This is a genomic window from Aquamicrobium terrae (assembly GCF_040545735.1).
GTDB classification, from domain to species: Bacteria; Pseudomonadota; Alphaproteobacteria; order Rhizobiales; family Rhizobiaceae; genus Mesorhizobium; species Mesorhizobium terrae_A.
Genome location: NZ_JBEPML010000006.1, coordinates 63,465 through 75,942 on the forward strand (window position 1 = coordinate 63,465; position 12,478 = coordinate 75,942).

Below are 12,478 nucleotides of genomic sequence, written 5' to 3' on the forward strand. Positions count from 1 at the left end.
AATTCGGCCAAAGAGGATTCGCGTATAGTTTCCGCGCTTCTCCTAGTTGTACATGTAATGTTGACAATTTCCCAAACGAATCCTTTTGGTATTAGCGGATGGTTTTTAAGAAATCTATTGACTGATGAAAATGGAAATCCTTATTCAATTGGTCCGGATCGCAAAAAAATAGAATGGCGTGGAGGAATAGGAGCGTTGCATGAAAAAGCGCAGGACGAATTTGACCGGTATCGGAGATGCCTTCCTGAACGAACGCGCAGCGCCGTCGCAGCGCACGCCAGCCAGTCCGATCCGGGCGATAACGAAATCCCTCGAGATATTGGCGAACGGACCGGGACCTGAGTTGATCCCGTCGCTGCTCGCTCGCAGCGATGGACCCAGTATCGCTCCCAGGATACTGGCGTTCGCCACCGGTGAAACGGCGAGTTGCTCAGGCGGACGCAGCTGCGCCAGGCTCTACTTGGCGCTCCAGGGGATGGCCGTTCCGCTTCGACACACCACCACGGGCCTCGACCTGACACGTCTCGAATGGTGGCTGCAGGCAATGGCCGAACATGCCACCGGCCGATGGGGAGGCAATGAAGATGGCGTGAACGCCATCGCCGCCGCGCAGCCAGAGATCTGGGAGCAGGCGCAGGCGGCTACCAAGGCTTGGGAACGCTAGCGATGCAGGTCGAGCGAAGGAGGACTTCCAACGGCAGGCGCTTCTTCCTGCCCTGCGGCAGAATCTGAACCGCAGTGAACCCGAAGGTAAGGCGATACCGTGCCCGAAAAAGCAGATCTGGTTGCACCGTGGAGGAGTGCGTGCAGTCGCCGCCGGAAGCCACGTCTCGATCCGCGAAAACGTCGGCAAACACCATCATGGCGCACGAAGCAGGATGCGGGTCTACTTTGCCGATCCTCATATTTTTCGTGCCGTCAATCGCGGATCCTAGAAGCACGTCGCCGGTGGATACAAGAATACTATAGGATAAAGTAGGATGAACGAAGAACACAATTCGTCAAATTACATAGGAATTGCCAATAGATTCGCCGGCAATTTAGGCGAAAGAGACGAATTCATCCGTGTTGTCTACTCCATTATGGAGAATTTTGTAGATCGTGCTTTCGGGGTGGATGCCGTGCAACAGGTTGCCAGTGAACCGGCCCGACCTTCTGTCGCAATCTCCAAGGTATTCAGGCCGCGTGCACATCAGAGGCGTAACCGCAACGATCGCAGAAGAGCACGTATCGGCGGTCGTAGAACGAGCCATAGGCGTACGATCAAAGGTGGAGAAACCAAATGCAGAAAGAGAGCATAATTGTCATCGGCTATGGCCGAGTTTCAGGCAAGAAGCAGGTAAAGGAAGGCGACGGCCTAGGCTCTCAGGAGGCTCGTATTCGAGAGCATGCCGAGCGAAACAGCTATCCGCCGCTCAGTGCCATGTTCACTGATGACCGATCTGGCAAATTCGCTGATCGTCCTGGCTTCAGGGAGATGTTGTCCTTCCTGAAGAAAAATCGTTCGAAGACCTGCATTGTCATTATCGATGACATTACGCGACTTGCCAGAGATGTTACCGTTCACCATAAGCTTAGGCAGGCAATCGCGGCCACCGGCGCGCGACTCGAGTGCCCTTCGTTCGAGTTCGGTGAGAGTTCGGATGAGGTGTTGGTGGAGAATCTTCTCGCCAGCGTATCGCAGCACCAGCGCCAGAAGAATGGCGAGCAGGTCAAGAATCGCATGCGAGGCCGACTCTTAAATGGATATTGGTGCCTCCACGCACCGATAGGATATACTCACGCGCGCGTTTCAGGCCAAACAATTTTGGTCCAGATAGACCCGATCGCCTCCATAGTTAAGGAAGCTCTGGAAGGCTTCGACAGCGGCCGGTTTCAGTCACAGGCGGAAATCCAGCGTTTCCTCGAGAACAGCCCTGACTTCCCCCGCTCGTCAGGGGGCGGCGTGAAATTTGACCGTGTGACCACCATGTTGAAGTGTGTCCTCTATGCCGGATACCTTGAATATCCGGAATGGGACGTCAGCCTGCGGAAAGCTCACCACGAACCGCTGATCTCGTTCGAGGCATACCAGAGGATTCAGGCCCGATTGAACGGTGCTGCCAAGACCCCGGCCCGGGCTGATATCAGCGAGCATTTCCCGCTGAGAGGCTTCATTCGGTGCGCTAGGTGCGGCAACTCGATCAGTGGTGCCTTCTCCAAAGGACGGCCCCGGGAGTACCCCTACTATTTCTGCATAGGCAAAGGATGCGAAGTATACCGCAAATCCCTTGGCAAGGAAACCGTCGAAACACAATTCGAAAGTCTTCTTCATTCGCTTGAGCCGACCACCGATCTCGTCGATCTGGCCGAAAGAATGTTCCGCGACATTTGGAAACAGCGTGGAGCGGGAGTTCAAGAGCGGAAGGCTGCACTACAACGGGAGCTCGACACCATCGAACGCTCGATAAACCAGATCATCGATCGCATTTCTGCTACCACCGAACCGGGACTAATTGCACTCTACGAAAAGCGGGCAAGTGAATTGCAACGCGACAAGGTCGCGCTTTCTGAAAAACTTGTGTCGAAGGACGATTCGCTACCGGATTTCGATAAAACGTTACGAACCGCTTTGCGATTCCTCGCAAGCCCTTGGAAACTATGGGAAACAGGTAAGCTTGAAGACCGCCGAGCGGTGCTGAAGCTGGTATTCTCGAAGCACCTTCGCTATGACGCAAACGAAGGGTTTCGAACCGCCGAAACCACATTGCCTTTCAAAGTCTTAGATACACTTCAAAATGATCCTGGCAATTTGGTGCCCAGGGGCGGAATCGAACCACCGACACTGCGATTTTCAGTCGCATGCTCTACCAACTGAGCTACCTGGGCCTGTCTCGAAGAAGCCGGGAGATTTCCCGGCCCAGCAGGACGCCGGAACGCCTGCGAGAGCGCGTGGGTTATAGCACGTGATTTTTGCCTGTCCAGCCGCCTTGACGGGATTTGCGGCCTCTTTTCTTCGCTTTGTCGCCCGGCACCATGGACCGCCCGCGATGCCTGTGATGCCGGACGGGCCAAGCCGTTGCAACAAAAGCGGAAATTCCCGGGCGGGTGATCCTGCGGCCCTTGAAAAGCCGCGATTGCCGTCCACCTTGCCGGCATGTGCATGGAAACCTTCATAAGGGTCTCGAGGCTCGCCGGCAAAGCACGCCATGCGGCCCGGGGCGAAGCGACTGAAACCTGACGGCCGCGCCCAGATTCGCTCCGGGAGAGACCTGAAAGCGGCTCATTCCGCGATGCCCGGCATCGCCCAGAAGGAGCGTTTCCATGATTTCCGATCCGTCCAGGCATGTCTGCAGGGGCTGCAAGCGCGAGCTGCCGCGCGCCGCGTCGCGCTGCCCGTGGTGCCAGGTGCCGGTGCCGCCCTTTGCCGGCGGTCCGCGCCGCCCGGCGCGGGTTCCGGCCCGGGTCTGAATTCGGCCTGAAGCCTTGCGGTCAGTCCTGCTTGTGGGGCTTTTCGATATGGCCGCCGAAGGCAAGGCGCATGGCCGACAGCAGCTTGTCCGCATAGGTCGAATTGCCCTGCGAGGAAAAACGGCTGTAGAGCGCCGACGACAGCACCGGCGTCGGCACGCCGGTGTCGATGGCGGCCTTTACCGTCCAGCGACCTTCGCCCGAATCCGAAACCCGGCCGCCGAACTGCTCCAGCGCCGGGTCGGCGGCCAGCGCATCGGCGGTGAGGTCGAGCAGCCATGAGCCGATGACGCTGCCGTGGCGCCACACCTCCGCCACTTGCGCCACGTCGATGTCGAACTGGTAGTATTGCGGCTCGGAAAGCGGGGTGGTCTCGGCGTCCGCCGTGCGCTCCTGCTTGCCGGCATTGGCGGCCTTCAGGATGTTGAAGCCCTCCGCATAGGCCGCCATCATGCCGTATTCGATGCCGTTGTGGACCATCTTGACGAAATGGCCGGCACCGCTCGGGCCGCAATGCAGGTAGCCGCGCGCGGCCGTGCCGGGCGCTTTCTTATCGCCGCCGGGGGCCAGCGAGGCGAACACCGGATCCAACTGGCGCACCGCCTCGTCCGGCCCGCCGATCATCAGGCAATAGCCGCGCTCCAGCCCGTGCACGCCGCCGCTGGTGCCGACATCGACGAAATTGACGCCCTTGGCCGAAAGCCGCGCGGCAAGGTCCACGGCGTCGCGATAATTGGAGTTGCCGCCGTCGACGATGGTGTCGCCGGCCTCCATCAGTCCGGCCAGTTGCTCGACCACCGCGCCGGTGATCGCCGCCGGCAGCATCAGCCAGGCGTGACGGGGTTTTGCCAGCTTGCCGACGAACTCTTCCATGGATGCGGTGCCGACGGCCCCTTCCGCCACGAGGGCCGCGACGCTTTTCGGATCGATGTCGTAGACGACGCATTCATGTCCGGCATTCGAGAGACGCCGAACCATGTTGGCGCCCATCCTGCCCAAGCCCATCATTCCGATCTGCATGACCTGATATCCTGTGGTGATGCCGCCGGCGAAACCGTGCCGGGGGTATGGTTGCCTCCCGTCCCCCTTGCTTATTTGCGTCGCAGCGCCTCGGCAAGGGCGGCGCCCAAGGCGCCCTGCTGGGGGGTGCGCTGTTGCGGCCTGTTCTCCTCCTGCGGCTTCTTGAACGGGCGCGAATCACGCCGGCCGGCGCCGTCGTTCTGCGGGCGCCGCTCCTGCTGCGGCGCGCCGCCGTCCTTGCGCATGGAAAGGCCGATGCGCTTGCGCTTCACGTCCACCTCGACCACGCGCACCTTCACCACGTCGCCGGCCTTCACCACCTCATGCGCGTCCTTCACGAAGCGGTCGGCAAGCTGCGAGACATGCACCAGCCCGTCCTGGTGCACGCCGATGTCGACGAAGGCGCCGAAGGCCGCCACATTGGTGACGGTGCCCTCCAGAAGCATGCCGGGCTTGAGATCCTTGATGTCGTCCACGCCCTCGGCGAAGGTCGCGGTGCGGAAGCTCGGGCGCGGATCGCGGCCGGGTTTTTCAAGTTCGGAGATGATGTCGCGCACCGTGGGCAGGCCGAAGCGCTCGTCGGCGAAGACGCGCGGATCAAGCGCCTTCAGCGCCGCACTGTCGCCCATCAGCGCGCGCACGTCGCGGCCGCAGGCGGAAACGATCTTCTTGGCCACCGCATAGGCTTCCGGGTGCACGGCCGAGGCATCGAGCGGTTCGGTGCCGTCGGGGATGCGCAGGAAGCCGGCGCATTGCTCGAAGGCGCGGGGCCCGAGGCGCGACACCTTGAGCAGGTCCTGCCGCGTGGCAAACGGGCCGTTGACGTTGCGGTGCAGCACGATGGCTTCCGCCAGCGAGGTGCCGAGGCCCGACACCCGCGACAGCAGCGGGGCGGAAGCGGTGTTGAGGTCCACGCCGACGGCGTTCACCGCATCCTCCACCACCGCGTCCAGCGCCTTCGCCAGCCGGAACTGGTCGACATCGTGCTGGTACTGGCCGACGCCGATCGACTTCGGCTCGATCTTGACCAGTTCCGCCAGCGGGTCCTGCAAGCGGCGGGCGATGGAGACGGCGCCGCGCAGCGACACGTCGAGGTCCGGGAACTCGGCCGCGGCCGTCGACGAAGCCGAATAGACGGAGGCGCCGGCTTCCGAGACGATGACCTTGGTGGGTTTCGGCGGCTGCATGTCGGACAGCATGTCGGCCACCAGCCTTTCGGTCTCGCGGCTGGCGGTGCCGTTGCCGATGGCGATCAGCTCCACGCCATGCTTGCGGATCAGCGCCGACAGTTCCGCCTGCGCGCCGCGCAGGTCGTTGCGCGGCTGGAACGGATAGACCGTGCTGGTGGCGAGAAGCTTTCCGGTGCCGTCCACCACGGCGACCTTGACGCCGGTGCGAATGCCCGGATCGAGGCCCATGGTCGGGCGCGAGCCGGCGGGAGCGGCAAGCAGCAGGTCCTTCAGGTTGCGGCCGAAGACGTGGATCGCCGCCTCCTCGGCCCGTTCGCGCAGGTCCCGCATCAGGTCGAGCGACAGATGCAGCGACAGCTTCACCCGCCATGTCCAGCCGGCCACCTCGGAAAGCCACACGTCACCGGGAAGGGTGCGGCCGATGGCGTAGGCGTCGCAGATCATCCGCACGGTGGGGCGCATGGGCGAGGTATCGTCGGCATCGACCTCGATGTCGAGGGCGAGCACCTCCTCGTTGCGGCCGCGCAGCATGGCCAGCGCCCGGTGGCTCGGCACTCCGGCCCAGCGCTCGGCATGGTCGAAATAGTCGGAGAATTTTGCGCCTTCCTCCTGCTTGCCGTCCACCACGCGTGCGCGCAGCACGGCGCGCTCATGCATGTAGCAGCGCAGGCGGCCGACGAGATCGGCATTTTCCGAAAACTGTTCGGCGATGATGTCGCGCGCACCTTCCAGCGCCGCCTTCACATCCGCCACCTCGTCGGTGAGATAGGCGGCCGCCAGCTCGGCCGGCACGGCGGCGCGGTCGGACAGGATCGCCTCGGCCAGCGGCCCGAGCCCCCGCTCGCGGGCGATCTCGGCCTTGGTGCGGCGCTTCGGCTTGTAGGGCAGGTAGATGTCCTCAAGCTCGGCCTTGGTGGCGGCGGCGGCGATCCTGGCTTCCAGCTCCGGCGTCAGCTTGCCCTGCTCGCGGATGGAGGACAGGATGGTGTCGCGGCGCGCATCCATCTCGCGCAGATAGGCGAGGCGTTCGGACAGCGTGCGCAATTGCGTGTCGTCCAGCCCGCCGGTCGCCTCCTTGCGATAGCGGGCGACGAACGGCACCGTGGCCCCGTCGTCCAGCAGCGTGATCGCGGCGGCCGCCTGGTCGGGCCGGGCGTTGATCTCGGCGGAAATGATCGCTGCGATGCGCTTGATGTCGGTGCTCATGCCTGTCCCGGATTCGTTGATGGGCAGCGACCATAGAGCAAGACCGGCGAAAGTGGGAACCGGTTTCGGACGGTCAGTTCAGATAAAGGATGGAGGCATTGAGCAGCGTGGCGAACGCGACCCACAGCGCATAGGGCGCGAACATGAGGGCCGAGGGCCTGTCGCTGCTGGCGGTTCGGGCAATGAACCACAGGATCGTCACCAGCAGCAGCAGGATGACGATGAGCGCAGCCGCCGTGGCATGCGCGGCGAAGAAGATCGGCGACCATGCGAAGTTGAGTGCCATCTGGACGAACCAGAGCTTCATGGCGATGCCGGACGGATCGCGCCGCCATGTGCGCCAGCCGACGATGGCGATCAGGATGTAGAGGATCGTCCAGACCGGGGCGAACAGCCAGTTCGGTGGATTGAAAGCCGGCTTGACGAGTCCCGCATACCATTCGCCGGGCGGCGTCGCGATGCCGATCGCCATGCCCGCGCCCACGACGGCCAGCAGAAAGACGCCAAGCGATGCATATCTGTTCAAGGTAGACCCCTGTGGTGGCGGCACCGGTGCAAACTGGGGCGCGAGCCGGACAGGTCAAGTGCGGCGAAGCGCGCAGAAATAGAAGCCGTCGGTGCCCGTGCGTGCGGGCGAAAGGGAAACGCCCATGCCGATGCGCGCGCGGTCCTCGTGGCTCGGGAAATGGTGTTTCCACAGCGCCGCATGGTCTTCCGGTGCGAAGGCGGGGTTGCGTTCGGTGAAGGCTTTCGCCTGACCGTCATTTTCTTCCTGAAACACCGAGCAGGTGACATAGGCGAGCAACCCGCCGGGCTTCACGTAGGCGGCGGCCATATCGAGGATTTGCGCCTGTTCGGCGAGGCGGGCGTCGAGCTGCTGGCGCGTCAGCCGCCATTTGGTGTCGGGACGCCGCCGCCATGTGCCGGAGCCGGTGCAGGGGGCGTCGACCAGCACCACGTCCATGCGGCCTTCCAGCGGGGTGAGGTCGTCCGGTCCGGCGGCCACCTGAATGTTGCGGCTGCCCGCACGTTTGATGCGCTCGACGATCGGCGCGAGGCGGGGCTTCAGCGCGTCATGGGCGAAGATCTGGCCCTGGTTGCGCATCGCGGCCGAAAGCGCCAGCGACTTGCCGCCGGCCCCGGCGCAATAGTCCAGCACCTGCATGCCGGGCTGGACGCCGGCCAGTTCGGAAACGATCTGCGAGCCCTCGTCCTGCACCTCGAACCGACCCTCGGCGAAAGCCTCGCCGGTCTGGACATTGGGATGGCGGCCGCTGCCCTCGATGGGCGCGATGCGGATGCCGTGCGGGGCGATCGCGGTCGCCTGGGCGCCGGTGGCGGCGAGGTCGGCCAGCACCGCATCGCGGCCGCCTTTCAGCAGATTGGCGCGCAGGTCGAGAGGCGGACGGCGGGCGAGCGCGGCCGCCTCGGCCGCCCAGTCCTCGCCGAAGGCGGCCTTGAGCAGCGGCGCGCACCAGTCCGGACAGTCGGCGCGGGCGTCCTCGGGCATCTCCTCAGCAAGACGCTGGCGCACGGCCTGCAATTCGTCGTCGGAAAGCGGCGGCGGGGCGAACCTGTCGTCGGACAGCAGGGCGTTGACGCCATCGGCCGTCTCCTCCCATTCGAGCAGGACCGCGCCGAAGGCGAGTGCTCTCGGGCTGTCGGCGTCGAACAGCCATGCGGCCGAGCGGCGGCGGCGCAGGGCGTCGTAGACGATGTTGCCGATGGCCGCGCGGTCGCCGCCGCCGGCAAAGCGGTGGGCGGCGCCCCAGTCGCGCAGCGCCTCGGCGGCTGGCCGCTGCCGTCCATCGATATCGGCCAGCACTTCCATGGCTGCGGCCAGCCTTCCGCCCATGCGCATGTATTCTATCCGGTTTCAGGTTCAGAAAGGCTCTAAGCCGCCGGCTGCGGCTGCACAACCCCGGCTGCTCAAAGAACATGGCTGCAAAAGAAAAGAGCCGCAGGGAGGGTTCCCCGCGGCCCGGATCGAAAGGCCGGTTGCGGCTTGCGGCTGCGTGAAAGCCTACTCGGCCACGGCGCGGCGGCCGGTCATGGTCTCGATGATGACGCGGTAGAACAGATGCGGCGTCGGGCCTTCCGGCGCCGGCTTCAGCCCGCCCGGCTCCCACCAGTTGGCATGGGTGCTGAGCAGCGACCAGGCATGGTCGCGGGCATGTTTCCAGCCGATCCGGTCCGGCAGTTCCTCGAACGTGCCGTTGACGACGACGCTGCGCCATTCGCCATGCTGGCCGAACTCGTCGGCCTGCACGCACACCAGCGGATTGGCCCGCATCCAGTCGATCTTCTGGCCGGTGAGCGAGAAGCTGTAGAGATGGTTGCCCTCCAGCGCGAAGGTGATCGGCACGACATAGGGCTGGCCGTTCCGGCTGCAGCCCAGTCTGCCGACGCGTTGCGCCGACAGCAGCGCCATGCACTCGACCCGGCTCATTTCGGTGATGATCATGCCGCCTTCTCCCTCGTTGCCAATCCTGAAGACCCGATGCCTTTCAGCGCACCACCAGCACCGGAACCTTGGCGCTGGCCACCACTTCGGCTGTCTGGCTGCCCAGCATAACCCGGTTGATGCCGGTGCGGCCATGGGAAGACATCACGATCAGGCTGCAGCCGCATTCCTGCGCCGCCTCGACCAGCGCGCCGGCCACCAGCCGCCACGGCACGTGCACGGTCTCGATGGGGATACCGAGCGCCTCGGCCTTGCGGCGGATCGGCTCCAGTATGCGCTGGGCGATGCGGGCCTGCGCTTCGTCGAAGGCGGCCACCTCCGTTTCGCTGGGCGACCACAGGTCGGAGGCGAAGGCGAACTGGCCGCCGAGCGGTTCGGTCACCGTCACGGCGGTGACCTTGCTGCCGTGCTTCTTGGCCAGTTCCAGCCCGTGATCGACACCCGCCTGCGCGGCTTCGGACCCGTCGCTGGACACAAGAATATGCTCGTACATCGCCATTCACCCCCAGGGGCTGCATCGCCTCGCACGGCCAGCGAACCATTGCCCGCGCCCGCATACAAGCCGCATCTTGTCGCGGGCTCAGCCGGTGGCGGGAATCCGTTCGTAGCGGGTGAGGCTGGCGTAGCGCTTGCGTGGTCCCGACACCCGCCAGAACTCGATCCAGCAATCGCGGCTGCGGAAGACGAAACGGCCTTCATAGAGGTCGTCGCCGCAGTGATGGCGTACGCTCTGGCTGGCCGACAGGCCAAGCCGCACGAATTCCGAGCCGTTGGGGAACAGGACGTCGACACCGTTGGCGTCCATTGACAGGCGGTAGAGACGCCTCGCCTCCGTCGTGCCATGATCGCTGCGCAACTCGCCGGTTTCGGTGATGGCGTCGGCCTCGATCCGTGCCTGCCCGGCAAAGCGCAGATGGGCGTGGCCGAGATGGTCGACCAGCCGGCGGCGCACCGTCCACAGGCCGATGAAATCGGCCGGGCCCGATGCCAGGGGCGCGGAGATCGAGGTGCGGTCGGAAGCTGACATGGCATGCACAGGCGTCATCCATCCACCATGGCCGGTCGTTTTGCCGCCCGCAAGCGCCGATTGCCGGGTCCGGCGGGATCGAATATCCGCGATCGTTCGGAGAAATCGAACATTACGACATAAATAATGCGTTGGATTGCATATAACGGAAATGGCATTCCCCATTCGACCTGAATTGGAGAATGTCGTGTCTGCAAGTGAAAGCTTCCTGTCGGCGCCGGTTGCCAGCAAGGCGACCGTCAAGCGTGCCGGTGGCGTCTGGCCCGGGCTGGTGCTGGTCGGCGTCATCACCGGCGCGGGCTATTCGCTGCGCGAAATGCCGGGCCTCGTCATCTTCAGCCCGATGATCCTGGCGGTGATCATCGGCATGCTGTTCGCCAACACGGTGGGGGTCGCGGCCAACACCAAGGAAGGCATCCGCTTCAGCCAGAAGACGCTGCTGCGCCTGGCCATCGTCCTGCTCGGCTTCCAGTTGACGGTCGACCAGGCGGCCTCCATCGGCCTCGGCGGCTTCGGCATCATCGCCGTGACGCTGGTGACGACGTTCCTGTTCACCCTGGGCGTCGCCCGCCTGCTCGGCGTCGAGCGGCGGCTTGCGCAACTGATCGCCGCCGGCACGTCGATCTGCGGCGCCTCGGCCATCGTGGCGGCCAATGCCGTCACCAATGCGCGCGACGAGGACGTCGCCTATGCGGTGGCCTCGATCACCCTGTTCGGCACCGTCGCCATGCTGGCCTATCCGCTGCTCGGCGCGCTTGCCGGCCTCGACCAGAACGCCTTCGGCCTGTGGGCCGGCGCCTCCATCCACGAGGTCGCGCAGGTCATCGGCGCCGCCTTCCAGTACGGGGCGCAGGCCGGCGAGGCGGGCACCGTCTCGAAGCTCACCCGCGTCGCCCTCCTCGCGCCGATGGTGTTCGCCATGGGCTTTGCCGCCCGCCGCTCCGGCGGCGGCGAAAGCGGCGCCCGCCCGCCGATGCCGTGGTTCGTGCTGGGCTTTGTCGCTGTCGTGTTGTGGAACAGCTTCGTCGGCCTGCCCGACACGGTGCGCCCGCTGGTCGTCTTCGTCACCACCCTGATGCTGACCATGGGGCTTGCCGCCATGGGGCTGAATGCCAATGTGTCGGAGATCAGGTCGCGCGGCCTGGCGCCGCTTCTGCTTGCGCTTTCCGCGTTTGTGTTTATCGCTGGCTTCAGTCTGCTGTTGGTGAAGCTGTTGGGTTGAACGCGGGAAATGACGCTTGAGCAGTTGCGCATCTTCGTCGCCGTCGCCGAGCGCGAGCATGTGACGCGGGCTGCCGCAGACCTCAATCTTACCCAATCGGCGACGAGCGCGGCAGTGTCCGCGCTCGAGGCGCGTTATGCGACCAAGCTGTTCGACCGGGTCGGGCGGCGCATCGCGCTGACCGACGCCGGCCGCACCTTTCTGGCCGAGGCCAAGGCCGTACTGGCCCGCGCCGCCGGCGCCGAACTGGTGCTGGCCGATCTCGCCGGCCTGAAGGTCGGCTCGCTCAGGCTGGCCGCCAGCCAGACCGTGGGGAACTACTGGCTGCCCGGCTTCGTCCACCGGTTCCGCTCCGCCTATCCCGGTCTTGCTGTGGAACTGACCATGGGCAACACCGAGACGGTGGCGGCGATGGTGCGCAAGGGCGAGGCCAATCTGGGCTTCGTCGAGGGCGATGTCGAGGACCAGGCCCTGAACGTCGCCGCGGTCGCCGACGACGACATGGTGCTGATCGTGGCGCCGGGCCATGCATGGGCCGGCAGCCTCGACGGAGCGGCCCTCGACCTGAGGTCCTCGCCCTGGGTGATGCGCGAGCATGGCTCCGGCACCCGCTCCATCCTGGAGGCGATGCTGAAGGCGCACGGTCACCGCCTGGCGGATGTCGAGATCAGCCTGGAATTCCCCTCCAACGAGGCGGTGCGGGTGGCCGTGGAGGCGGGCGCGGGGGCGACGGTGATGTCGCGGCTCGTGGTCGCCAACGCCCTGAAGGCCGGCCGTCTGGCGGCGGTGAACTATCCGGTGCCGCGCCGCAAGTTCTTCATGCTGCGCCACACCCAGCATCACGAGACGGCAGCCGAACGCGAATTCGTCCGGCTGGTGAGCGAAGGCTGAGTTTCCGC

Annotated in this window: 10 protein-coding genes, 1 tRNA gene and 1 pseudogene; 4 read left to right on the forward strand and 8 right to left on the reverse strand. The window is 64.7% G+C overall.

What is annotated here, in order from left to right:
* Positions 1-199: 199 nt before the first annotated feature.
* A complete protein-coding gene (locus ABID37_RS10530) occupies positions 200-664 on the forward strand; it encodes a hypothetical protein (protein WP_354194416.1) in 465 nt (154 codons plus the stop codon).
* 618 nt (positions 665-1,282) lie between these two features.
* Positions 1,283-2,200: pseudogene (locus ABID37_RS10535) on the forward strand (recombinase family protein); the annotation flags it as partial.
* 592 nt (positions 2,201-2,792) lie between these two features.
* Here the strand turns inward: ABID37_RS10535 and ABID37_RS10540 are convergent.
* From ABID37_RS10540 to ABID37_RS10575, 8 genes are all read right to left on the reverse strand, one after another.
* Positions 2,793-2,868, reverse strand: a tRNA-Phe gene (locus tag ABID37_RS10540).
* A 603-nt stretch (positions 2,869-3,471) separates the two neighbouring features.
* Positions 3,472-4,470, reverse strand: coding sequence for a phosphogluconate dehydrogenase (NAD(+)-dependent, decarboxylating) (gnd, locus tag ABID37_RS10545; protein ID WP_354194417.1), 999 nt, complete (start codon positions 4,468-4,470; stop codon positions 3,472-3,474).
* A gap of 71 nt (positions 4,471-4,541) precedes the next feature.
* On the reverse strand, positions 4,542-6,866 hold the full coding sequence (locus ABID37_RS10550; RefSeq protein ID WP_354194419.1) for a Tex family protein: 2,325 nt from the start codon (positions 6,864-6,866) through the stop codon (positions 4,542-4,544).
* Between the two features lie 73 nt (positions 6,867-6,939).
* The gene (locus tag ABID37_RS10555; protein ID WP_354194421.1) at positions 6,940-7,392 is read right to left on the reverse strand and encodes a TspO/MBR family protein; all 453 of its coding nucleotides are present in this window, start codon (positions 7,390-7,392) and stop codon (positions 6,940-6,942) included.
* 54 nt (positions 7,393-7,446) lie between these two features.
* The gene (locus tag ABID37_RS10560; RefSeq protein WP_354194423.1) at positions 7,447-8,727 is read right to left on the reverse strand and encodes an RsmB/NOP family class I SAM-dependent RNA methyltransferase; all 1,281 of its coding nucleotides are present in this window, start codon (positions 8,725-8,727) and stop codon (positions 7,447-7,449) included.
* Positions 8,728-8,889: 162 nt separating this feature from the next.
* The gene (locus ABID37_RS10565) at positions 8,890-9,330 is read right to left on the reverse strand and encodes a pyridoxamine 5'-phosphate oxidase family protein (RefSeq protein WP_354194425.1); all 441 of its coding nucleotides are present in this window, start codon (positions 9,328-9,330) and stop codon (positions 8,890-8,892) included.
* Positions 9,331-9,373: 43 nt separating this feature from the next.
* Positions 9,374-9,823: a universal stress protein gene (locus ABID37_RS10570; RefSeq protein WP_354194427.1), complete on the reverse strand. Its 450-nt coding sequence runs from the start codon at positions 9,821-9,823 to the stop codon at positions 9,374-9,376.
* A gap of 87 nt (positions 9,824-9,910) precedes the next feature.
* Entirely contained in the window at positions 9,911-10,375 is a 465-nt protein-coding gene (locus ABID37_RS10575; protein WP_354194429.1) for a DUF6314 family protein, read from the reverse strand.
* Between the two features lie 169 nt (positions 10,376-10,544).
* Here ABID37_RS10575 and ABID37_RS10580 point away from each other — a divergent pair, with 169 nt between their 5' ends.
* Positions 10,545-11,579, forward strand: coding sequence for a YeiH family protein (locus ABID37_RS10580; RefSeq protein ID WP_354194431.1), 1,035 nt, complete (start codon positions 10,545-10,547; stop codon positions 11,577-11,579).
* Between the two features lie 9 nt (positions 11,580-11,588).
* A complete protein-coding gene (locus tag ABID37_RS10585; RefSeq protein ID WP_354194433.1) occupies positions 11,589-12,470 on the forward strand; it encodes a LysR family transcriptional regulator in 882 nt (293 codons plus the stop codon).
* Positions 12,471-12,478: the final 8 nt, after the last annotated feature.

What these genes read in the sequence shown, in the direction of transcription:
- ABID37_RS10570 (WP_354194427.1), bottom strand. Translation starts at nt 9,823, where the DNA reads ATGTACGAGCATATTCTTGTGTCCAGCGACGGGTCCGAAGCCGCGCAG.
- ABID37_RS10530 (WP_354194416.1), top strand. Translation starts at nt 200, where the DNA reads ATGAAAAAGCGCAGGACGAATTTGACCGGTATCGGAGATGCCTTCCTG.
- ABID37_RS10575 (WP_354194429.1), bottom strand. Translation starts at nt 10,375, where the DNA reads ATGACGCCTGTGCATGCCATGTCAGCTTCCGACCGCACCTCGATCTCC.
- ABID37_RS10560 (WP_354194423.1), bottom strand. Translation starts at nt 8,727, where the DNA reads ATGCGCATGGGCGGAAGGCTGGCCGCAGCCATGGAAGTGCTGGCCGAT.
- ABID37_RS10565 (WP_354194425.1), bottom strand. Translation starts at nt 9,330, where the DNA reads ATGATCATCACCGAAATGAGCCGGGTCGAGTGCATGGCGCTGCTGTCG.
- ABID37_RS10585 (WP_354194433.1), top strand. Translation starts at nt 11,589, where the DNA reads ATGACGCTTGAGCAGTTGCGCATCTTCGTCGCCGTCGCCGAGCGCGAG.
- ABID37_RS10550 (WP_354194419.1), bottom strand. Translation starts at nt 6,866, where the DNA reads ATGAGCACCGACATCAAGCGCATCGCAGCGATCATTTCCGCCGAGATC.
- gnd (WP_354194417.1), bottom strand. Translation starts at nt 4,470, where the DNA reads ATGCAGATCGGAATGATGGGCTTGGGCAGGATGGGCGCCAACATGGTT.